The sequence below is a fragment of the Geomonas agri genome, assembly GCF_020179605.1.
In the GTDB taxonomy this organism is placed as follows: Bacteria; Desulfobacterota; Desulfuromonadia; order Geobacterales; family Geobacteraceae; genus Geomonas; species Geomonas agri.
The window spans coordinates 1,082,720-1,106,003 of sequence record NZ_JAINZO010000002.1; the positions used below are offsets into that span (position 1 = coordinate 1,082,720).

A 23,284-nucleotide genomic window follows, 5' to 3' on the forward strand; every position below is an offset into this window, starting at 1 on the left:
GGAGGATATTTGATATGGCAGCAAAGATCATCAAATTCGACCAGGACGCACGCAACTGCATCCTTAAAGGTGTCAACACCCTTGCAGACGCAGTGAAAGTGACCCTGGGCCCCAAAGGGCGCAACGTCGTCATCGAGAAATCCTACGGCGCGCCGCTCATCACCAAGGACGGCGTTACCGTCGCCAAAGAGATCGAGCTGGACGACAAATTCGAGAACATGGGCGCGCAGCTGGTCAAGGAAGTAGCTTCCAAAACCTCCGACGTCGCCGGTGACGGTACCACCACCGCAACCGTTCTCGCGCAGGCCATCTACCGCCAGGGCGCCAAGCTGGTCGCCGCCGGCCACAACCCGATGGAGATCAAGCGCGGTCTGGATCAGGCCGTCGAGGCGCTGGTCGCCGAGCTGAAGAACATCTCCAAGCCGATCAAGGACCACAAGGAAATCGCGCAGGTCGGCACCATCTCCGCCAACAACGACAAGACTATCGGCGACATCATCGCCCAGGCCATGGAGAAGGTCGGCAAGGAAGGGGTCATCACCGTCGAGGAAGCCAAGGCGATGGAAACCACCCTTGAGACCGTCGAGGGTATGCAGTTCGATCGCGGCTACCTCTCCCCGTACTTCGTGACCGATCCGGAGCGCATGGAAGCGGCCATGGACAACGTCGCCATCCTGATCCACGACAAGAAGATCTCCAACATGAAGGACCTCCTCCCGGTTCTCGAGCAGACCGCCAAGTCCGGCCGTCCGCTCCTGATCATCGCCGAGGACATCGAGGGCGAGGCCCTGGCCACCCTGGTGGTCAACAAGCTGCGCGGCGTGCTCAACGTCTGCGCCGTCAAGGCCCCGGGCTTCGGCGACCGCCGCAAGGCAATGCTGGAAGACATCGCCATCCTGACCGGCGGCAAGGTGATCTCCGAGGAAGTCGGCTTCAAACTCGAGAACACCACCATCGACATGCTCGGTAACGCCAAGAAGATCACCGTCGACAAGGACAACACCACCATCATCGACGGCTACGGCAGCGAAGCCGACATCCAGGGCCGCGTTAAGATGATCCGCGCCCAGATCGAGGAGACCACCTCCGACTACGACCGCGAGAAGCTCCAGGAGCGCCTGGCGAAACTGGTCGGCGGCGTCGCCGTGATCAAGGTCGGTGCAGCCACCGAGATCGAAATGAAAGAGAAGAAGGCACGCGTCGAGGACGCACTGCACGCAACCCGCGCTGCGGTCGACGAGGGCATCGTCCCTGGCGGCGGCGTGGCTTACCTGCGCGCTCTCAAGGTGCTGGACAACCTCCAGCTCGCACCGGAGCAGCAGTTCGGCGTCAACGTGATCAAGCGCGCCCTCGAGGAGCCGATCCGTCAGATCGCCCAGAACGCAGGTGTCGACGGTTCCATCGTGGTCGACAAGGTGAAAGGCGGCCAGGAGGCCTTTGGCTACAACGCGGCCGAAGACGTCTACGTCGACATGATCCAGGCCGGCATCATCGACCCGACCAAGGTTTCCAGGAGCGCACTGCAGAACGCGGCTTCCGTGGCTGGTCTCATGATGACCACCGAGGCGATGATCGCTGACAAGCCGAAAGAAGATGGCGGCATGCCGGCAATGCCGGGTGGCATGGGCGGTATGGGCGGCATGGGCGGCATGGGCGGCATGATGTAAGCCCGGTAGTCCAAAGCAGCAACCAAAAGGGAGTCGGCCGAGCCGGCTCCCTTTTTTTATGCTGCTGTTTTTATTAAGCGGTGCAGCGCCGGTTCTCCCAATTGGCGCTCTCTTTACTTAATATAAACGAAAGCGTATGCTTACGCCGGTATGGAAGATGCTGAGGGCTCATGAAGCAAGAGGAAAGGGCTAGGGCGTCGGGATAATCGGAACTACTTGCGCAGGCGAGGGAACGTGATGCAACAGGGTGTTGAGCAGCAAGAGGTCGGTAAGGAAGAGCTTGCTTCGGTGACGCAGATCATTCTGGCTATGATCAAGACGTCGAAGGCGCTCAGGATCTACCTGCCCAACAACCCCGTGCTGATCGGATTCATTGCGGACCTCGGCACCAGGATGACCCTTCACCTGGCCCGTTACGGTGAGCTCACCCTGGACGTGGAGCCGTTCACGCTACGTTACCAAGGAGCGCAGGTTTATGAAAACAAGGACCCCAAGGAGAGCATGGCGAGCCGACTCCATGCCGACGGCATCAGGACCATGTTCTTCGACCAGGGAGTGGAGCCTGCGGAAATAGTGGCTTTCCTCGGGGTGGTCGGCTTCGAGCGACCCAGCAGCGACGACGACGTGGTGACGCAGCTTTGGGAGCGCAACCTCCAGCATATCGGCTACCTTACCGAGGACGACTTCAGCGATCCTTACCTGTTGCGAGAGGCTGGGGATGCCGACCAGCAGCAGGAAGCGCTTGACCGTATCCGGGAGGCGCTGGTGCACCAGCCTCCCCCGGCACCGCGGATGATCCCCAAGCACCTCCTCATGCTCACGGCCGAAGAAGAGGCCTGGTTGCGCAAGGCTGTCGACGTCGAGGGGCGCTGCAACGGTCTCGACGACGTGATCGGCATCCTGGCCGGTATCGTCAGCGAGGTTCAGGAACTGGAGCTTTTCGCTGACTTCACCGCCATCCTCGGCAATCTCACCGTCAACCTCGTGCTCGCTGGCGACATCTCTCACGCCCTCAAATTGGCGCGGTTTCTGGACCGCCTGCAAAAACTGCCGACAACTGAGCCGGAGCAGCGGCAGCTGTTGGCGGCGGCGCTGGCCGCGGTGCTTTCCGATGCCACCGTCGAGGTGCTCAGGGTGGCGCTGGACAGCGCCGAGGCGAGTATCGACTACGTCCAGTTGAAGGAACTGCTGTTGATCCTGGGTATACCTTCCCTGCGGGCGATCTGCGAACTCCTGGGGCGGGTGGAAAAACTCAAGGTGCGCAAATTGATCGTGGAGGTACTGGTGGAACTGGGGCAGGAGAAGCCGGCCGTATTCGAGCCTTTTCTCTCCGACCCGCGCTGGTACCTGGTGCGCAACGTGGTGCTGATCCTTTCCCTGATCGGGACCCCGGCAGCGCTGAAAATGATCCTGGGGCTGATCACGCACCGGGAGCCGCGCATCCGGCGCGAAGTGCTGGGCTTTTTGGAGCGTACCAGCGACGCCAAAGCGAAGACCTACCTCCTCAAGTACCTGCGCGACGAGTCGAGCCCCCTGCGTATCAAGGCCCTGCAGGTCTTGACCCGGGAGCGGCTTCCCTTTGCGCTGAAGCCCATTATGGCGTTGGCCGGCGCCGACGATTTCCAGGAGCGCCCGCCGGAAGAGAAGAAGGAGATTTTCCTGGCGCTGGGAGAGTTGGGCCGGGAGAGTGTGCTTCCCATGCTGCGCGAGCAGCTCCTGAAGCGCTACTGGTTCCAGAAGGGAAATGAGAAGGAATCGGTACAGTTGGCGGTCCTGGCACTGGGACGGATACGCAACAAGGCTGCCCTGGAGCTTTTAGAAGAGGCGCGCGGACAGAAAAAGGGAGGCGAGGTCCGGTCCATGCTGGATCAGGCCATTGCCTCTCATACCGGCAGGGAAAGAAACCGTGGTGGGACGAGGTGAGGTCGGGCATGGTACTTGAGGTGGATCGGGAACCTGCGGGAGAAGAGCTGGCAAGGCTGGGCAAGACCCTGGTCTCGCATTTCTTCGTCCTGCTCAAGAGTTCCGTCAATTACGGTGCCGGCCATGCGGCCATCGCGCACCGGGTGGGCAACCTCCTTGAGGTGTTGCGGGCGATCACCGGGCAACATGAGGATGCCACGCTGATCCTTAAGGCAGGGCACCTCTACCTGGGAGAGTTCCGGCTCAGGCCGGACATCGCCAGTTTCGAGGGGCCGCGCTACATCATCGAACTGATGCGGCGCCATCACCTGGGGAGCATCTCCTTCGGGCCGGGCATCACTGGCACCGATCTGCAGCGTTTCGTGTACCTGCTTCAGGAGCCGCAGGAGGACGAGGCGGATCGTTTCCAAAGGTTAGTGGAAGCGGTGCAGCAGCGGTGCATCGCCAACCTGGAGCTCGACCTGCTGCGCGAGGACGAGGTGCTCAACATAACACCGCAGTTTAGGCGGCTCAGGTCGGCGGGAGACAAGGTGCGGCCACTGTACCGCAAGCTCCTCACCACCATGGACGAGGTGGCAGCCGAGGTGGCTTCGGGGCGCAGGCTGCGCCTGCGCGAATCCAAGCGCGTGGTGCAGCAGATCGTAGATCTGCTCTACAGCCACGAGGCAGACCTGCTGGGGCTCAGCACCATGCGCTCCCATGACAGCTCCTCGCAGCATCACGCCGCGAATGTATGCATCCTATCATTAGTGGTGGGGAAGCGGCTCGGGATGAACAAGTTCCACCTCTGCGAGCTGGGGCTCGCTGCTCTCTTCCACGACATAGGGAACTGCGACGTGCCGGCGGAGATCTTGGACAAGGTGGGAGAACTGTCGGCCGAGGAGCGGGAGTTGATGGAAAAGCACCCGCTGTACGGGGTGCGCAGGGTGATGAAGCTGAAGGGGTTGGACGACCTTACTGCGCGTATCATCACCGGTATTTTCGAGCATCACCTGATGGCGGACTTCTCGGGCTACCCGCGCCTGGGTTACCGGAAACTGGGACTTTTGGGGCGGATCATCAGCATCGCTGACAGCTATGACGGGCTGACCTCGTCGCGGGTCAGCGGCCGCACCGCCTATCCGCCCCACAAGGCGCTCAGAGTCATGCTGTCGCAAAGCGGCAAGTCTTATGACCAGGCGCTCCTGAAGGTTTTCGTCAGTTGCGTAGGCATCCATCCGGTGGGTTCGTTGCTGCTTCTGGATGACAAGGACATCGCGGTGGTGGTGGGAAACAGCGAGGACCCGGCCCAGTGGGACAATCCCCTGGTGCGCATCATCGCCGACCGTGAGGGGCGCGAAACGGAGGGGGGAGAGGTGATTCCCCTTGGCTCACCCGGCTCCCCCCAGACCATTACCGCTATTTTGGATCCCTACCTCTACGACCTCGACGTGAGCAGGTACTTCTAGAAGTGAACCACGGTCAGTAGCGGTTCGTTGGCCACGGTTGCCTCGTCGATCTCGACAAGACCGGGAACCGTGGTGAGCAAATCGTTGTCCTGCATAATCCTCACCTGGAAGTCCGGCAGTCTCTGGAACTGCGCCTCGGCCATCAGCGAAGTCACGTCGATGTTCACCTCACGGTTGACGTCAGCCGATGAGATTGGCGGCAATACGAACGTGGTTTTCAGCGGGAGCAGGATGCTTTGGTCAAAGTCCGTTCCAATCAGTGGGGGGGTGAACGACACCAGTTCGATGCGAAGCGGTATGGTCGCCGTTGGCGGGGAGACGGTGACGCTGCGGATGACGATACTGAGGGTTGCGGAACTGATGACATGGTTCACAGGAATCCTATCCAACGGGAAGCTCAGGAAAGCGCGATAGACGTCGTCATTTACCGGATCCACCCCCGCCAGCACGCCCGGTAGCGCATCCCTGGTCACCAGGGATATGGTTCGCACCCCTGCCACATCGACAATATCACCATCCACTGCCGGATCGCTGGGAATCGTGGTTTGAACGAGGGGACGGTCATTGCCGCCGCATCCCGCCAGCGCCACTAGCACCGCCGCCAGTACCAGCCACAAAAATCTCTTCTTCATGTAGGCCTCCTTTTCCTTCTCCCAATGAAAACTGCCTTGAGCGGGACCAGCAAATGGTACCAGACGACAGGCAAATTTAAAGCAAATGTCAGAGCGGGCATCGTCATCGATTGCGTCGATTGCCACCGCAATCCTGTTTCCCTTGGTTGCAGAAATAAAAGCTGTGGGTACAATTCATTTGCTAATTTTCTAATGTATTCGCCACAGTAACGAGCTTAACGGCTGCCCGGCAGGGCATCACCATGCCGGCACCGCCCGCGGGCCCTTTCCCGTAAAGACTTTGCAAAAGTAAAGGGAGGGGGGGTATAATTTTTTTGGATGTCAAAATCAATTAAAACGAACACCGCAGCTTAATAACACGCGGAGGGAAACCATGACTGCCAAGAACGAAACGCTCCGTCAGCACCTGGCCGCCGTCAAGGCGGGAGAGAGGGTTTTTGAGAACGCCTTCCAGGGGATCATTCGGATGATCCTGGAGCCGGGTTTCGAGAAGGTCGTCGTCAACGGCAAAACGACCTATGACTTCAACATCTTCCGGACCGGACGCAAGCACACCATCGGCATGTACGATGAGATCAACAGCTTCGTCTCCTTCGTGAAGGACGCGGCCGAGGGTGGCTCCAGTAAGGAGATGGCCTTCGTCTTGGTCGGTGAACCGGGCAACGGCAAGACCTTCTTCGTGGAGTTCCTCTGCGGCAAGTACCGCAATTTCCTGCAGGGGCGCAACCGCAAGTACAGCTTCCGGTTCCTCAATATGGAGCAGTTGGGCAACTACGGGCGGATCCGCGAGATCGACTCGGAGACCTACGAGGACCCGATGATCCTCGCCATGAACCTTTTCGACGATCCGGAGGAAAGCCGCCGCTTCATCGGGGAGCAGGGGTTCTCCGATGCGGAGATCGAGACCCTGTACCGCAACTACCGCCCGCTAGGTGCGAGCACCGGTTATATCCTCAACGAAATCCGGCAGTATCATGACAACGACGTTGAAAAGGTCCTGGAGAGCATCGCTATTCTGCCTGTGCCAATGAGCGAGAGCCTCGGGACACTCACCGGCAAATACCCCGCCAAGGACAAGATCACCTCGTCGGCAGTGGACCTCCTCGGCGAGGAGTCGATCCAGCGGCTGTTGCACCTGTCGGATACCAACAACCCGTACCGCTTCGACCTGCGCCGCGGCGCGCTGGCCCGCGTGGCCGGCGGCGGCATCCACTTCTCCGACGAGATCTTTAAGAACAAGAAGGACCTGGTGCAGGTGTACCTGGGCGTGATCCAAAACCGCGCCATCGAGATCGACGGGTACAAGTGGCCGATCGACTCCATGATCATCGCCACCAGCAACAACTCCGAGTTCAACCGCTTCCTGGCCGAAAAGGAGGAGGCGCCGATCGTCGACCGCTGCAGGATCTGCTACGTCTCGCACAACACCAACTACCGGATGCAGGAGGGGCTGACCGCCTACGCCATCGGCGGCGAATCGAAGACCACCCTGACCAAGGAAGTGCTGCACCAGGATCCGAACCTGAACTACGCTGCCTCGGTAGGCGTGGTGCTCACCAGGCTGCCGAGGTCCGAAAAGCTGACTCCGATCGAGACCATGAAGCTTGCCGCAGGCGAGGTGGCGGGCGAGAAGAGCATCAAGGCGCTGGCCGAAGTCATCGATACTCTCGGGCAGGAGCCGGACATCACAAAGCGCTTCGGGCAGCGCGGCCTCGGGCACAGGAGCCTCGGCCGCAGCATCCAGATCCTCAAGGAAAGCTCCGAGACCAACGAGGGGCGCTGCATGGTGGCCTACGACGTCTTCCGCAGCCTGGAGCGGGTCGTGCTTGACTACGTGGTGGAGCCCAACGAGCGCGCCAAATACCTCGAGGACCTGAAGACCGGCAAGAAGCTTTACCGCGAGCGGATCATGACCGAGATGTTCAACGCCTACATGGACGAGCCTTTCGCCATCAAGAAGGACGTGCAGAACTACGTGAACATGATCATCGGCATCGACGCCGAGAACCTCGGCCCCGACCGGATGTGGAAGTACAAAGATCCGCAGACTGGCGAGCTGAAGGCGCTCAAGATCGACGAGCGCTATGTGAAGAGCGTAGAGGAGCGCATCGGCCTGAAGACCGAGGAGCAGCGCGCCTCCTTCCGGACCTCGATCCGGAAGATCTATGGCCAGAAGATCTCTGTCGACCCGAGCTACGACTTCATGGATAACCTGGAGTTGGTCAAAGCGGTCACCGACGTTCGGCTGAAATCCGACATCGCCGGTGCCGGGAGCCTGATCGGCGCCCTCGCCAACCGTACCAACGAGGAAAACCAGAAGCTCTACGACCGGATGATCGTGACCATGTTGGGGAAACTCGGCTACTGCCGCACCTGCGCCCAGAAGACCATCGAGTACTTCTGCACGCAGGAGGATGAGAGCTGACAGAGGCAAGGCCGCCACTTTTTCGATTACCCTCTCCCGCCGGGAGAGGGTGGCCGAAGGCCGGGTGAGGGCGTTGCCACAGCGAGATGTTGCTGGATACGAAGCCCTCACCCCCGCCCCTCTCCCAAAGGGCGAGGGGATAAAGCCAACGTAGGGGCGAATCATTCGCCCGCCTTAATAAGGCCGACGATGCCATGACAAACCCGGAAAGATATCTCGAAGAACTAAAAGCCAAGGGGTTGGCCCCCGAGCGCGAGGCGCGCTTCCGCGAGGAATTGGCCGGCAGGTGGCAGATTTCCACCGCCGACCGCCGCGGCCCCTTCCCGGACTTCTCCCGCAGCCTGTACGCCTGGCATGATCTTGCGGTGTTGCAGGACCAGGAGCGGGTCCCGAACCCGTACCAGCTGCACATGAAGGCGCTGGACGAGCTCCTGGAGCGGGACCGGCAGCGCGAGAAGGACGGTTTCCCCCGTAAGATCCGGGTGGGGAGACTGATCAAGCCGGGCAAAGGGGGCAAGGGGAAGATCGTGGTGGTTCCCTCCACGGAAGAGGAGAAGCTCATTCATGATCCGACCATCCGTCCTCCGGGTGAGGGAGGCTCGACCGGCGGTAGCGGCAAGGGCGAGGAAGGCGAGGTCATCGGCGAGCAGAAGGTGCGTGAGACCGGCGAGGAACCGGGGCAGGGGCCGGGACAGGGCGAGGGCGAAGCCCACGAAATGGGCGCTTCCGCCTACGAACTCGGGCGGGTCCTCACCGAGCAGTTCCAGCTTCCGAACCTCAAGGAAAAAGGGAAGAAGCGCTCCTTCACCCGCTACATCTACGACCTCACCGACAGGAACCGCGGCTCCGGCCAGGTGCTGGACAAGAAGGCGACGCTCCGGAAGATCGTGGAAACCAACATCTCGCTGGGCAATCTTCCCGATCCGGCCGACATGGACCCGACCCGGTTCCTGATCTCGCCGCGGGACAAGGTCTACCGCATTTTCTCGCAGGAGAAGGATTACGAGCCGCAGGCGATGGTGTTCTTCCTGCGCGACTACTCCGGTTCCATGGCGGGCAAGGTGACCGAACTGGTGGCGACCCAGCACGTCATGATCTACAGCTGGCTCCTGTACCAGTACGCCGGGCAGGTGGAATCTCGCTTCATCCTGCACGACACCGAGGCGAAGGAAGTGCCGGATTTCGACACCTACTACAACTCCCGGGTTGCCGGCGGGACCGAGGTGGCCAGCGCCTACAAGCTGGTGAACGAGATCGTCGAGAAGGAGAACCTCGCGGCGGACTACAACATTTACGTCTTCCACGGCACCGACGGCGATGACTGGGATACCGGCGGTGACAAGTCCATTCCGGAACTGGTGAAGATTCTCAGCTACGTGAGCCGCATGGGGGTCACCATCGCGGAACACGCGGGGACCCAGTGGACCGAGGTGGCGCGTTACCTGGAGAACTCGGGGCTGTTGCGGGACAAGCCTGACCTGCTGCGCATGGACATCATGCACGAGGATGCCGAGGAGGCCCGGGTAATCGAGGGGATCAAGAGGCTGATTTCGTAAGAGGCCGTTATGGAACTGATCAACCAACATACCAAGGCGATCATGGAAGGATGCAAGGAGCGGGCGCGCGCCGCCGGACTCACCTTCACCGACGAGAGCCTGGAATATATCGTCACCAACCGCGACCTGATCGAACTGTCGCCGAAGGTCATGATCCCGACCCTGTACGATTACTGGGTGCATGACGTCGAGGTGCTGCGCGGCAAAGGGGAGTACGAGCTCTATCCGCACAACCCCTACGAGACGGTCATCAACACCCGGCCGCCCATCTCGTTCTACAACGACAACAACCCCGACTGGCTCAACGTGATGATCTTCTACCACGTGCTGGGCCACATCGATTTCTTCCAGAACAACCTCTACTTCCGCCACACCTGGGAATACGACTTCACCGGGCAGGCGCTCTCGGACAAGCGCGTCATCGCCAAGCTCCGCGCGGAGAAGGGGCGCTGGGTGGACTACATCCTCGAGTTCGCCCGCTCCATCGACAATCTGGTCGCCTACCACGATGAGCTCTCCCCCCTGTTTATGGCGCCGGAGACTGCCACATCAAGCCGGCTGGACTACTACTTCGACGTCTTCCTGCAGGTCGAGAAGAAGCTTCCGGTCGGGGAATACCTTAAGGAAGTGGCACGCTACAACGGGGCCATCGCCCAGAACAGGGAAGAAGGTGAGCGGATCTTCTTCGCCGAGGTGACCGCGAAGTACCCGGAGATGGAAGCGCATTTCACCAAAAGCCAGAACGTGAAACGGGTGGAGCGGCGCGACCTGATGAAGTTCCTGGTCGAGAATTCGGAATTCCTGGCACGCGACGAAAACCAGTGGATGCGCTCGGTGCTCGAGGTGGTGCGCAAGACTTCCATCTTCTTCCAGCCCCAGATTCGCACCAAGATCATGAACGAGGGGTGGGCCAGCTACTGGCACGAGAAGCTCTTCCTGGTGGACGACCGCATCAAGGGCCACGAGGTCGATTTCGCCCGCGTCCATGCCGGCGTTACCTCCATGCCGCGCGTCGGCATGAACCCCTATGCATTGGGCATGCGGCTCATGTACCAGCTCAAGGAGAACGGCGACAAAGGCAAGACGGGCTACGAATTCAACCGCCTCTCGGACCGGGAGCAGAGAAAGCATTTCGACGCAGCTGCCGGCAAAGGCGACGAGTACCTGTTCAAAATCAGGAGCAACTACTGCGATTACCTGTTCATCAAGGACTTCATTGACCAGGACTTCACCAATCGCTACGACCTCTTCGTCACCGGAAAGCGCCTCGACCCGCAGCGCATGGTCTGGCAGTACTACGTCAAGAGCCGGGACGCCAACGACTACCGCGACATGGTGCTCGCCTCTTTGTACCATCCGCCACACATCGAGATCGCGCCGGAGCGGGGCGAAGAGGGGATGCTCTACCTGGTACACCACTTCGAGGGGAAACAGCTGGTTTCGGAGTACATCGCCAACACCCTGGTGGGCATCGAATACCTCTGGGGGGCGCCGGTGCAACTGGAGACCAGCGAGGCGGTGATCGAGCAGCAGCGCGGCAGCTCCGGGCGCGAAGGCGTGGAAGAGCCGGAGATCACGTGGCAGCGCGTGGTCTACACCATGAAAGAAAAGGTCCTCAGCCGGCAGATACTGTGACAGGCGGATAAGCTATGCCAGATCTAGAGACAGTCATAAAGCAGTTGAGCCGCACCATCGTTGAGCACAAGAACGCCACGCACATGTCGTTCGAGGAGTTCATGCAGCTCGTCACGGAGAAGCCGGAACGGATGATGCGCAACATCTTCCAGCTCTTCCACGACATGGTGAGTAGCTACGTCAACGCCGGAGCCGACGAGTACCTCGAGGATCCGGAGTCGATCAATTTCGTCCCGTACGATACCACCAAGCTCTTCGTGCAGAACTCGGACCGTCCGTTCTTCGCCGACCGCCTGTTTGCCAACCGCTTCATGAGCCACGTCGCCGACATGAAGAGCGGGGCCCGCCAGAACAAGATCTACATCTTCGAGGGCCCCCCCGGCTCCGGCAAGAGTACCTTCCTGAACAACGTGCTGATGAAATTCGAGGAATACGCCAGCACCGACGAGGGGAAGACCTACGAGGTGGTCTGGCACCTGGACCGCCGCGTCCTGGGGAGCTTCAAGGAGCACCAGGTCAGCGCTTTTGTGGAGAAGCTTTCCCACCTCCTCGACGAGTACGAACTGGAAACCCACGACCACCTCGACACCCGGGCCCTGTTGCGCGGTGGCGACGTGGTCGAGGTCCCCTGTCCGTCCCATGACAGTCCGCTGCTCATGATCGACAAGGCCCAGCGGCGCGCCTTCTTCGACGACGTGTTCCAGAACGATTCCTTCAAGTGGAAGCTCTTTACCGAGAAGGAGTACGACTGGGTCTTCCGGGACTCCCCCTGCACCATTTGCACGTCCATCTTCCAGGCGCTCGCGGCGCGACTCGACGACCCTGCCGACATTTTCCGGATGATCAAGGTGCGCCCCTATCGTTTCAACCGCAGGCTGGGCGAGGGGATCACAGTCTTCAACCCGGGCGACAAGTCGATGAAGATGAACATCCTCACCAACGACATGCTGCAGCGGAAGATCGACCTGCTGTTGGGCGACAGCAACGAGGTAAAGTACCTCTTCTCCAACTTTGCCAAGACCAATAACGGCATCTATGCCCTGATGGACGTGAAGTCCCACAACGCTGAGCGGCTCCTGGAGTTGCACAACATCATCAGCGAAGGGATTCACAAAGTCGAGGACATCGAAGAGAACGTGCGCAGCCTGTTCATTGCCCTGATGAACCCTGAGGACGAGCGGAGCATCGAAGGGGTGCAGTCCTTCTCGGACCGCATCGAGTTCATCAACATCCCCTACGTCATGGATCTCAACACCGAGGTGGAGATCTACCGCAACATCTTCGGCAAACACATCGAATCCAGCTTCCTGCCGCGGGTGCTGCACAACTTCGCCCGGGTCATCATCTCGACCAGGATGAACGTGAAGTCGGACGCGCTCTTGGAGTGGATCGGCGATCCCGAGAAGTACCGGCTCTACTGCGACGAGAACCTGCAGATTCTCAAGATGGAGATCTACACAGGGCACATCCCGGAGTGGCTCTCAGAAGAGGACCGGAAGCGGCTCAACGCGAAACGGAGAAAGAAAATCATCGCCGAAAGCGAGCACGAAGGGGACCACGGCTTCTCTGGGCGCGAGTCCATCAAGATCTTCTCGGACTTCTACTCCGCCTACGCCAGGAAGGACAAGATGATCACTATGAACAACCTGTCCACGTTCTTCACGCGCTGGCACAAGGAGTTGAAGGAGTCGATCCCGGACGGATTCATGGAGTCGCTGGTGCACAACTATGATTACCTGGTGCTCCAGGAGGTGAAGGAGGCGCTCTACTACTACAACGAGGCGCAGATCGAGCGTGACATCCTGCACTACATGTTCGCGGTCAACTTCGAGCCGGGTGCGGTCGAGGTGTGCCGGTTCACGGGAGAGAAGCTGGAAATAACCGAGGAGTTCCTGGCGGGGATCGAGCGGCGTCTCTTGGGGGCCAAGGTGGAGGACGATGCGCGTCTCGCCTTCCGGCAGGAGACCCAGCGCGAGTACACCGGCCGGACCTTGACGCAGGAAATCATGGTTGAAGGGAAGCGGGCGCAGGACACGGCGCTGTACCAGTCGCTGCACGACCGCTACGTGTTCAACCTGAAGGAGAAGGTGCTGGAACCGTTCCTCGAGAACGCCAACTTCCGCCGCGCCATCAAGGACTTCGATACCGAGGCCTTCAAGACCTACGACAAGCGCATCAGGGACGACGTCACCTTCCTGATCAACAACCTGAGCTCAGAGAAGTTCAAGTACACAAAGCAGTGCGCCAAGGAGATCTGCGTCTACGTCATCGACAACGACCTCGCCCGCAAATTCCACGTTTGATTCAAACAGATAAGGGGATAAAGGGATAGCCAATCGGACAGGCATTTATCCCTTTTATCCCCTTTATTTCTGTTAAACGACTTTTGGTTTTTACGCCGCCACCTTGAAACGACTCACCATGTCCTGCAGCGCCCGCGCCGAGTTGGCGAGACCCTCTGCGGCGAGGGCCGACTCCTGCGCTCCCCCCGCCGTTTCCTGCACCACGTCGATAATCTGCCGCATGCTTTCGGAGATGCTGGAGGTAGTGGCGGACTGCTCTTCCGCCGCGATGGCGACTTGGGACACGTACTCCAAAAGCGGAGTGATCTGCTCCTTGATGGTCCCGATGGCATGGCTTGAGTGCTGCACGTCATCGGTGCCGCTCCTGACACTGGTGGCGCTGCGTTCCATCTGGGAAATGACGTTCTTCACGTCCCCCTGCAGCGAGCTGATGATCGACTGCACCTCGCGGGTGGACGAGGTGGTCCGCTCCGCCAGTCGCCTCACTTCATCGGCGACGACCGCGAAGCCGCGCCCCTGTTCGCCGGCCCGTGCCGCCTCGATGGCGGCGTTGAGCGCCAGCAGATTGGTCTGATCCGCGATGTCCTCAATGGCGACAACGATGTCACCTATCTTGTCCGAGTTGGCGCCGAGGGCCTTGACCGCGTCGACCGTCCCCGCAACCATCTGCTCGATCTCACCCATCACCGACGTCATGCGGGTGATGGTCTCTTCCCCCCTGCTGGTTGCCGTGCTGGTACTCCCGGCCCGGTCGGCCATCTTCTGGCAACTGAGCGCGATGTCACTGCTGACCCCCGCCATCTCGCCCACGGCGTTGGAGACTGAAGACGACTGCTGTGAAGCATGCTCGGTACCCTGGGCCATCCTGAGGGAGGTGTTACTGAGCTGGCTGGAGGCATTGGCGAGTTCGTCGGCGGTCTGCTGGATCCCCTGGATCATCCCACGCATGGACGCCTGCAGTTTCTGCAGGGCTCTGAGCATCTGGCTGATCTCGTTGCGGCGGTTCACGACGATTTCTTCACTCAGGTCCCCCTGCGCCATGATCTCGAGGTAGCGCATGGTGCGCGCCAACGGGGTCCTGATGGACCAGATGTTGATCGCGCCGAAGACTCCGCCAAGACCGATGAAGAGGGCGAGCGAGCCGTACTTGATCAAGGATGAATCGGCTTGGGCGGCAACTGCGGTGGCGATCAGGCAGAGGCTGTAGCAGACGCACAGCAGGCTGAGCCTGACTTTGATGGTGAGGTTGAGGTAAACGTTCAAGATTTCCTTCATTTCCTTCTCCTTGCCGATACTGCCGGGTCGTGCTGCCGCTGGCGAAATGTGTCATTGGTGCAGGTCACTTATCGGGAGATGCTGTCTGTACTTGAGACACGCTGTAAACAAAAAAAGCTAAGTTAATAAAAAATAATTTAATACTGGGTGCTGTTATGACGGCAGCGACCTTTATACTCCTTCCGTCAGAAAGAAAATGATGGCTGCCTTTGTAGATCGTGATATGGTGTCTCGCGGTTTCTGTAAGTCTGCCAGGAGGTGCCACGGATGAGAGAAGCCCTTTGCCAGATGATTGAGCGGCTCGTGCGGGAGGAGCCCGGTAACCGGTTCCCAGGAGAGGGGGGACCGTACTTCACTGAGCCGTTGATTGGCTTCGCGGCTGCCGATGATCCTTTGTTCACCCAGTACCAGACGGTGATTGGTCCTTTTCATCTTACGCCGACCGAGCTCGCGCAGCACGAAACTCCACCTTGGCAGCCCGCCACGGTGATCTGCTGGGCCCTTCCCATCTCCGAGGAGACCCGCCGCAGTAACCGCACCGAAACCATCTATCCCTCCCGCGCCTGGGCGCTGACCAGGCAGCACGGGGAGGCGTTCAATAGCGCGTTGCGCCGCCAGGTGGTGCAGTTCCTGGTAGATGCCGGTTACCAGGCCTTCGCACCGCAGTTGCACCCAGCCTGGCGGGAGTACCCGGACTCTCCGGTGGGGATCGCCTCCTCCTGGTCCGAGCGCCATGCCGCCTATGCCGCCGGGCTGGGGACGTTCAGCCTCAACGATGCTCTGATCACGCCGCGCGGTATCGCCCATCGCCTGGGGAGCGTTGTCACCGATCTTGCCATCGAACCCAGTGCGCGACCATGGCGCGATCACCGGTCCAACTGCCTGTGGTACCGGGAGGGGAGCTGCGGCGCATGCATCGGGCGCTGCCCCGTCGGTGCACTCTCAAAAGAGGGACACGACAAGGCGATCTGCCGCGGCTACGTTTATGGAGCGGTCCCCGAGGCTGTCGGGGCCGAGTATGGCGTCACCAGCACCGGCTGTGGCCTGTGCCAGACCAAGGTGCCCTGCGAGGGAAGGATCCCGGCCGGCAAGGTCTCGCCATTGGCCGTGAAGCCGCCAGAGGGGGAATCGCCCTCACCCTGACCCTCTCCCGGGGGGAGAGGGGATGCGGAAGTGCGTGGTGCTATTACAGGAAAAGGAAAGGGGCACCCCCCGGTGAGGGAGGTGCCCCTTTTTACGTTTCAAGTCAGACCGTCGTGGTCACTTCTTTTTGCCGTTTCCCTTTGCGGCGATTGCTGTCTGCATGGCTTCCCCCATCTTGGTGGGACTGGAAGCAACGGTCACGCCGCACTCGGTGAGGGTGCGGATCTTGTCTTCCGCCTTGCCCTTGCCCCCGGTGATGATAGCGCCGGCATGCCCCATCCTCTTGCCCGGAGGTGCGGTGACCCCGGCGATGAACGCAGCCACCGGCTTTTTCATGTGCTCCTCGATCCAGTGCGCGGCGTCCTCCTCGGCTGAGCCGCCGATTTCGCCGATCATGAACACCCCTTCCGTGCCCGGGTCCTCGTTGAAAAGCTTCAGCACGTCGATGAAGTTCATGCCGATGATCGGGTCCCCCCCGATACCGACGCAGGTCGACTGACCGAGCCCCACGTCGGTGAGTTGTTTGACCGCCTCGTAGGTGAGTGTGCCGGAGCGCGAAACGACGCCGATCTTGCCAGGTTTGTGGATGTGGCCCGGCATGATGCCGATCTTGCACTCGCCCGGTGTGATCACGCCGGGGCAGTTGGGGCCCACCAGCCGCATCTTGCTCTGCTTGAGTACCGCCTTTACCGGGACCATGTCGCGCACCGGAATACCCTCGGTGATGCAGACGGCCAGCTCGAGGCCGGCCGCAGCTGACTCGAGAATGGCGTCGGCCGCTCCCGGCGGCGGCACGAAGATCATGGAGACGTTGGCGTTGGTGTATTTCACCGCCTCGGCGACGGTATTGAAGACGGGAATTCCCTCGATGTGGATGCCGCCTTTGCCTGGGGTGACGCCGGCGACGATGTTACTGCCGTACTCCCGGCACTGCTGGGTGTGAAACAGGCCGCTGCGGCCGGTGATCCCTTGGACCACTATTCTCGACGAGTTGTTTATCAGTATGGACATAGGCTTATCTCCCGAAAATGATCTCGACGTTTACCCCAGCATTCCAACAATCTTGGAAGCTGCGTCTCCGAGGTTGTCGCTGCACTGGACGTTCAGGCCGCTCTCGGTGAGGAGGCGCTTGCCCTCCTCGACCTGGCTGCCATCCATGCGCACCACGATGGGGAGGATGCAGTTCACCTCGCTGGCCGCCTCGATGATGCCGTGCGCGATGACGTCGCAGCGCATGATGCCGCCGAAGATGTTGACGAAGATCCCTTTCACATCCGCGTCCTGCAGGATGATCTTGAATGCTTCGGCCACTTTCTCGCGGGTGGCGCCGCCCCCGACGTCGAGGAAGTTGGCCGGTTCGCCGCCGTACTCCTTGAGCACGTCGAGGGTCGCCATGGCGAGGCCAGCGCCGTTGACCAAGCAGCCGATCGAGCCGGAAAGTTTGATGTAAGCCAAGTCGTATTTGCCGGCATTGATCTCCAGCGGGTCGAGCTGGGAGTAGTCCATCATGTCAGGGTACTCGCGGTGCCTGAAGATGGCGTTGTCGTCGAAGGTGATCTTGGCGTCCATGGCCATGAGCCAGCCAGCCCTTGTTACCACGAGGGGATTGATCTCAACCAGCGCGCAATCCTTCTCAAGGCAGACCTTGTACAGGTTCAGGATAAGGTTAACGCAGTCCTCGCAGACGCTCCCGGACAGCCCGAGTTGCAGGGCGATTTGCCGCGCCTGGTACGATCTGAGCCCGAGGAACGGGTCGATGGTCAGAGTGTGAATCTTCTCCGGCGTCTTCGATGCGACTTCTTCGATCTCCATGCCACCTTCGGCGGAGGCGATCAGGACGTAGCGGGAAGCGCTTCTGTCCAGGGTGATGGAGAGGTAGAACTCGCGGGCGATCTCGACCGCCTCCTCCACCAGGATGCGTCGCACCCGGAGCCCTTCCGGGCCGGTTTGAGGCGTCACCAGGGTTTTGCCGAACAGTTCCTTGGCATACTCCTGGGCCTGTTCCGGATGGTGCACGAGCTTGACGCCGCCCGCCTTGCCGCGTCCGCCGGCATAGATCTGCGCCTTGACCACGCAGCGGCCTCCCATCTCCTTGGCTGCCCGCTCAACCTGGTCGGCAGTAAGCGCAACACGACCACGGGGGACGGGGATGCCGAACGAATTCAGTATCTCCTTGGCCTGATACTCATGAATGTTCATCCTGTTCTCCTATGGTGCCGCTTTGGATTTAACCTGGTGCAGCCTGCTCTAAGAAGGTAAGCGATCGGAATCGTTGGGGTATGGCGGAGCGACCGGTGACGCGTCCCGTACTCTTATCGGTACAACGTTGCTGGAAATTCAAATTAAAAATAAATACTATCAACAATTAAAAAAAAGAGAAGCCCATGGGGACTTCTCTTGTCATCTTTACGTTGGCTATGTGTGTACGCTACCTGGCCTGGACTCTGCGGCGTATCTCGATCTTTTCCTCGCCTTTGCTGCACTGCAGTTCGACGTCTGAGAACGGGGTGAAGTTGCCGCCGGGATTCTTGCGGGCGGCGCGGGCTTGTCGCTCCAGCGCGATCTTCCGGCACTGCTCCAGCACCGCCTGGATATCTCCTCCGGTCACGCCGGAGACCTCGAAGCGGTGCTTGTGCGCCACGATCCCTTCTCCTTGGGTACTGATGATGTTGCCCCGGCAGATGAGCTCTTCGGCGCAGGTCGTACCGGCCACAGTCAGCAGAAGAAGGGATGCCAGCAAGAGCAATGCTGCTTTCATAACCGCCTCCGTTTTTCGGCGAGCTATTCCTCGGCCGTGTGGGTGCGCCTGCCCAGCGCTCTGAGCTCCCTGCGCGAGAGCCGCCCCGCAGGGCGTGTGGAATTTGGGGCGGCGGCCGCGCGTTCTACCACCGGCGTGGCCGGGGATACTGCGGCTGCAGCAGGCGCGCTCGCGGCTGGAGGTGCTGCCGCTTGTGCCCGCTGCGGCAACTCCGGCGCTGCTCCAGGCTGTCCCGGCGGGGCCTGCACCACGAGCGGCTGAGCGGCTGAGGCGGTGCCCGCGCTTCGAGGTGCCGCGGCAGGTGCTGCGGGCTGTGCGGTCGCCAACCCTCCCAGTTTGCCGGTGGCCACGTCGAGGACCCGCGCCTTTTTCAGGTAGCGCGCCGGGATCTCGTGCAGGCTGTTGGTGTAGAACCTGGTCCCGGTGGTGTCTTTCCAGGTGTAGATCTCGGCCCAGGCGGCCGTTGCAGTTACAAAAATCACCAGAACTACCAGAAGACTCTTCATTTTTCCTCCAAAGCAATGCAGGCAACGTCACCTATTATTCAGGATAACCCCCCCAGCTTCAAGCCAAAAAGGTGAAGATACTTTTCGGCAGGTCTGCCGGTTTCTTAACTAGCTGCCCGTCATGCAATATTCTGCTGCCTATGCTATCCTAGGGGCTGTGTATGAGGAAATGTTTCAGTACCTACAGGAGATCGAGCCATGAAGTATGGAAGGTTTATTCTGGCCATTTTGTTCTTTCTAGCGACGGCAGTAGGTATCGAAGCTGACGCCGCTTCCCGTATCAAGGTCTATTCAGCTGAAAAGGGGAACTACATCATGTCTGACGAGGTAGTGAAGACAAACGCGGAATGGAAGAAGATACTCACGCCGGAACAGTATCACATCCTTCGGGAAAAAGGGACCGAGCGGGCTTTCACGGGTAAATACGCCACAACCCATGACCACGGCATCTACCGTTGTGCCGGTTGCGGACTGGACCTGTTCAAGTCCGAAGACAAGTTCGAGTCCGGAACCGGGTGGCCGAGCTTCACCCAACCGATAGCCAAGGATAACGTCAAGACCGAAACGGATCGCAGCTTCTTCAGTACACGGACCGAGGTCCTTTGCCGGCGTTGCGGCGGTCACCTGGGCCATGTGTTCAACGACGGCCCCAAACCGACCGGGCTGCGCTACTGCATGAATTCCGCGGCACTGCAGTTCGTGGCGACGAAGTAGGGGGGGACGACGAAGGTAACAAACCCGATATTTAACGCAAAGCCGCAAAGGCGCAAAGAACAGCAACTCACAAAACTGGAAAGGTCTTGAGCTTCTCTTGGCTCCGCAGCTTTGCGTAAATAACAGGGGGGTAGGGAGGCACAATGAAAACACGGGCAATAGTAACGGCCGCCTTGCTGCTCATCCTCGCGGTGGCAGGTTCCTCGCCGGCCGCGCAGTTGCAGAAGGCAACCTTTGCCGGGGGCTGCTTCTGGTGCATGGAACATCCCTTCGATGAGCTGCCGGGGGTGGTGTCGGTGACGTCGGGCTATACCGGCGGCCACACCAAGAACCCGACCTACGAGGAGGTTTCCGCGGGCGGCACCGGCCACGCGGAATCGGTGCAGATACTCTACGACCCCACCAAGATCGGTTACGACAAGCTGCTCAACCGTTATTGGCACAACATCGACCCCACTGTGAAGGACCGCCAGTTCTGCGACGTCGGACACCAATACCGGAGCGCGATTTTCTATCATAACGAAGAGCAGCGCCGGCTGGCCCTGCAGTCCAAGCAGGCTCTCGAGAAGAACAAACAGCTGAAGTCGCCTATCCAGACCGAGATCGTTGCCGCCACCGAATTCTATCCGGCGGAAGAGTATCACCAGCACTATTACAAGAAGAACCCGCTGCGGTATTCTTACTACCGCTTGAGCTGCGGACGGGACCACAGGCTGAAGGAACTCTGGGGCGACAAAGCCGGAAAGTGAGAGCGGCGCCTCTACGAAAGGTTTTGAGGTAGAAGGCAGAGCATAACGTAGAACATGGAACTCGCGGAGTGCCGGGGGATGCCATGAAGAACCGAGAGATAGCCAGGATGTTCGATGAGATCGCCGACATCATGGAGATCCGGCAGGACAACGTCTTCAAGATCAGGGCCTACCGCCGGGCGGCGCTCAATCTGGAAGGGGTGAACCGGGACCTGGCCCAGATGTCTCACAAGGAACTCCTGGAGATCCCAGGTGTGGGAACGGACCTGGCCGCGCGCATCGAGGAGTACCTGCAGACCGGCACCACGGCCTACTACGAGCAGCTGAAAAAGGAGGTGCCCGCCGGCGTCTTCACCATGCTGGCCGTGCCTGACCTCGGGCCGAAGACGGCGAAGGCGATCTACGAGGCGCTGCAGATCACGAGCCTCGAAGAGCTGGAACAAGCTGCTCGGGAACACCGCCTGGTCGGCATCAAGGGGATCAAGGAGAAGACCGAGGAGAACATCCTGAAAGGGATCCAGGCCGTCAAGCGGGGGCGGGAGCGGCAGCCGCTGGGGCGTATGCTGCCGGCGGCGGAAGAACTGGTGGCGGCCCTCAAGCAGAAGGCGTCCCTGGAGCGCGTCGAGGTGGCGGGAAGCATCAGGCGCCGCCGCGATAGCATCAAGGACATCGACATTGTGGCTACCTCCCCCGACCCGGCCAGTGTCATGGAGGCGTTCCTGAACCTGCCCCAGGTGCATGACGTCATTATGCGCGGCCCGACCAGGGCCAGTGTCACCATTCGGGAAGGGGTGCAGGTGGACCTGCGCGTGGTGGAGCCTGCTTCTTACGGCGCCGCGCTCGCCTATTTGACCGGCAGCCAGGCTCACAACGTCCAGCTTCGGGAGATGGCGCAGAAGCGGGGGCTGAAGATCAACGAGTACGGCATCTTCCGTGAAGAGGACAACGTGCGTTTGGGAGGCGGCAACGAGGAGGACGTGTACCGGCTGCTCGACCTTCCCTTCGTGCCGCCGGTCCTGCGCGAAGACCGCGGGGAGATCGAGGCGGCGCAGGCGGGGAAACTACCGCAGCTGGTGACCGGGGAGGAGATCCTGGGTGACCTGCACGTCCATTCCCGCTGGAGCGACGGCGCCCACGGCATCGCCGAGCTGGCGGAGGTGGCGCGCCTGCGGGGGCTTTTGTACATCGCGATCACCGATCATTCCCAGGGACTCGGGGTGGCGCGTGGCCTGACCGTTGAGCGCCTCAAAGAGCAGCAGGCAGAGGTCCGCGAGTTGAACCGTGAGCTGAAGGGGTTCCGGGTGCTGCATGGCACCGAGATGGACATCCACGGGGACGGCACGCTGGATTTCCCCGACGAGGTCCTCAAGGAGCTCGACGTGGTGGTGGCGTCGATCCACTCCGGTTTTAACAACTCCAAAGAGGTGATGACCGCACGCATCGTGGCGGCCATGAGAAATCCGTACGTGCACATCATCGCCCATCCCACCGGGCGCATCATTGGCGAGCGGGAAGGGTATCAGCTGGACATGGAAGAGGTGCTCCAGGTGGCCAGGGAAACGGGCACGGCGCTTGAGATAAACTCGTACCCGCTGCGGCTGGACCTGGAAGACCGCTACGTGCGCCGGGCCAAGGAGCTGGGCGTCAAGATTGCCATCAACACCGACTCCCACGTCAAGAGCCAGTTCGAAACCCTTCATTGGGGGATCTCCGTGGCCCAGCGCGGTTGGCTGGAACGGGAGGACGTGTTGAACACGCTGACGGCGGATGAGCTTTTGAAGGTGCTGAAACGGAAGAAACACGGACACCGGGAATAGATATTGGTGAACACCTCCCCCTCCGGGGGGAGGAGTGCTCTCGAACACACGACGAAAGGAAATGACATGCCCAACTACTGGCTCTTCAAGAGTGAACCATCCAGCTTCTCACTCGACGATCTCAAGAGCCGTCCCGACGCCACCGAGCATTGGGACGGCGTGCGCAACTTCCAGGCGCGCAACTTCCTGCGCGACCAGGTCCAGGTTGGCGACCAGGTGCTCTTCTACCACAGCAATGTCGCCGAACCGGGCGTGGTTGGCATCGCCGAGGTGGTGCGAGCCGGCTACCCCGACTTCACCGCCTTCGATCCCACCAGCAAGTACTTCGACCCCAAGAGCACACCCGACAAGCCGACCTGGTACATGGTCGACGTGCGTTTCGTGCGCGAGCTGCCGCGGCCGGTGACCCTCTCCGAATTGAAGACCATCCCGGAACTGGGCGAGATGGCCCTGCTGAATCGCAGCCGTCTGTCGATCCAGCCGGTGCGCAAGGAAGAGTGGGACCGCATCATCAGGCTCGCCGGCCTATGACATCGATAAAGCAGCGCTCGAAAAAGCCGGGCTGGCCCCGGCGACGCTGATCCACATACCTGCTGTTCACGAAGCTCAGCACGAGACCCCGCGTCCTCCCTTTTGCGAAGGGGAGGACGCGGGGTCTCGTGCTATTAGGGTGGCAGTAAAGATCCTGTCCCCCCTTTCGCAAAAGGGGGGAACTCTCTGTCACGGTTTCTAC

18 protein-coding genes are annotated in these 23,284 nt (G+C 60.4%); 12 read left to right on the plus strand and 6 right to left on the minus strand.

The features are described from left to right. Positions 1-14 precede the first annotated feature (14 nt). The 3 genes from groL (at position 15) to K7R21_RS16150 (ending at position 5,038) form a co-directional block, all read left to right on the plus strand. Complete coding sequence (gene groL / locus K7R21_RS16140; protein ID WP_224984300.1) at positions 15-1,667, plus strand: chaperonin GroEL; 1,653 nt, start codon at positions 15-17, stop codon at positions 1,665-1,667. Positions 1,668-1,904: 237 nt separating this feature from the next. After that, complete coding sequence (locus K7R21_RS16145) at positions 1,905-3,590, plus strand: HEAT repeat domain-containing protein (RefSeq protein WP_224984301.1); 1,686 nt, start codon at positions 1,905-1,907, stop codon at positions 3,588-3,590. Between the two features lie 8 nt (positions 3,591-3,598). Continuing rightward, positions 3,599-5,038, plus strand: coding sequence for an HD-GYP domain-containing protein (locus K7R21_RS16150; RefSeq protein ID WP_224984302.1), 1,440 nt, complete (start codon positions 3,599-3,601; stop codon positions 5,036-5,038). On the opposite strand, the gene K7R21_RS16155 is transcribed toward K7R21_RS16150, so the two are convergent. After that, complete coding sequence (locus K7R21_RS16155) at positions 5,035-5,670, minus strand: hypothetical protein (protein WP_224984303.1); 636 nt, start codon at positions 5,668-5,670, stop codon at positions 5,035-5,037. The genes K7R21_RS16150 and K7R21_RS16155 overlap by 4 nt on opposite strands. 373 nt (positions 5,671-6,043) lie before the next feature. On the opposite strand from K7R21_RS16155, the gene K7R21_RS16160 reads away from it, so the two are divergent. The 4 genes from K7R21_RS16160 to K7R21_RS16175 all read left to right on the plus strand — a co-directional run bounded on the left by K7R21_RS16160 (position 6,044) and on the right by K7R21_RS16175 (position 13,589). Further along, positions 6,044-8,095 (plus strand): serine protein kinase PrkA, encoded by a 2,052-nt coding sequence (locus K7R21_RS16160; RefSeq protein WP_224984304.1) that lies wholly within the window; start codon positions 6,044-6,046, stop codon positions 8,093-8,095. A gap of 194 nt (positions 8,096-8,289) precedes the next feature. Next, positions 8,290-9,651 carry a DUF444 family protein gene (locus K7R21_RS16165; protein WP_224984305.1) on the plus strand — a complete coding sequence of 454 codons (1,362 nt, stop codon included), beginning with the start codon at positions 8,290-8,292 and terminating at the stop codon, positions 9,649-9,651. A 9-nt stretch (positions 9,652-9,660) separates the two neighbouring features. Further along, positions 9,661-11,286, plus strand: a complete 1,626-nt coding sequence (locus tag K7R21_RS16170; protein WP_224984306.1) for a SpoVR family protein — start codon at positions 9,661-9,663, stop codon at positions 11,284-11,286. Between the two features lie 14 nt (positions 11,287-11,300). Continuing rightward, entirely contained in the window at positions 11,301-13,589 is a 2,289-nt protein-coding gene (locus K7R21_RS16175) for a serine protein kinase PrkA (RefSeq protein WP_224984307.1), read from the plus strand. A gap of 90 nt (positions 13,590-13,679) precedes the next feature. On the opposite strand, the gene K7R21_RS16180 is transcribed toward K7R21_RS16175, so the two are convergent. Then, entirely contained in the window at positions 13,680-14,864 is a 1,185-nt protein-coding gene (locus K7R21_RS16180) for a methyl-accepting chemotaxis protein (protein WP_224984308.1), read from the minus strand. Between the two features lie 267 nt (positions 14,865-15,131). Here K7R21_RS16180 and K7R21_RS16185 point away from each other — a divergent pair, with 267 nt between their 5' ends. Beyond that, on the plus strand, positions 15,132-16,007 hold the full coding sequence (locus K7R21_RS16185; protein ID WP_224984309.1) for an epoxyqueuosine reductase: 876 nt from the start codon (positions 15,132-15,134) through the stop codon (positions 16,005-16,007). Between the two features lie 117 nt (positions 16,008-16,124). On the opposite strand, the gene sucD is transcribed toward K7R21_RS16185, so the two are convergent. The 4 genes from sucD to K7R21_RS16205 all read right to left on the minus strand — a co-directional run bounded on the left by sucD (position 16,125) and on the right by K7R21_RS16205 (position 19,271). Next, a complete protein-coding gene (gene sucD / locus K7R21_RS16190; RefSeq protein ID WP_224984310.1) occupies positions 16,125-17,018 on the minus strand; it encodes a succinate--CoA ligase subunit alpha in 894 nt (297 codons plus the stop codon). 30 nt (positions 17,019-17,048) lie between these two features. After that, entirely contained in the window at positions 17,049-18,206 is a 1,158-nt protein-coding gene (sucC, locus tag K7R21_RS16195; RefSeq protein WP_224984311.1) for an ADP-forming succinate--CoA ligase subunit beta, read from the minus strand. A 229-nt stretch (positions 18,207-18,435) separates the two neighbouring features. Then, positions 18,436-18,765: a hypothetical protein gene (locus tag K7R21_RS16200; RefSeq protein WP_224984312.1), complete on the minus strand. Its 330-nt coding sequence runs from the start codon at positions 18,763-18,765 to the stop codon at positions 18,436-18,438. 23 nt (positions 18,766-18,788) lie between these two features. Next, entirely contained in the window at positions 18,789-19,271 is a 483-nt protein-coding gene (locus K7R21_RS16205; protein WP_224984313.1) for a hypothetical protein, read from the minus strand. A gap of 198 nt (positions 19,272-19,469) precedes the next feature. On the opposite strand from K7R21_RS16205, the gene msrB reads away from it, so the two are divergent. The 4 genes from msrB to K7R21_RS16225 all read left to right on the plus strand — a co-directional run bounded on the left by msrB (position 19,470) and on the right by K7R21_RS16225 (position 23,082). Further along, positions 19,470-19,985, plus strand: a complete 516-nt coding sequence (msrB, locus tag K7R21_RS16210) for a peptide-methionine (R)-S-oxide reductase MsrB (RefSeq protein ID WP_224984314.1) — start codon at positions 19,470-19,472, stop codon at positions 19,983-19,985. Positions 19,986-20,128: 143 nt separating this feature from the next. After that, a complete protein-coding gene (gene msrA / locus K7R21_RS16215; RefSeq protein WP_224984315.1) occupies positions 20,129-20,734 on the plus strand; it encodes a peptide-methionine (S)-S-oxide reductase MsrA in 606 nt (201 codons plus the stop codon). Between the two features lie 83 nt (positions 20,735-20,817). Beyond that, positions 20,818-22,551, plus strand: coding sequence for a DNA polymerase/3'-5' exonuclease PolX (polX, locus tag K7R21_RS16220; protein WP_224984316.1), 1,734 nt, complete (start codon positions 20,818-20,820; stop codon positions 22,549-22,551). A 66-nt stretch (positions 22,552-22,617) separates the two neighbouring features. Beyond that, entirely contained in the window at positions 22,618-23,082 is a 465-nt protein-coding gene (locus tag K7R21_RS16225) for an EVE domain-containing protein (protein WP_224984317.1), read from the plus strand. The last annotated feature ends 202 nt before the right edge of the window (positions 23,083-23,284 follow it).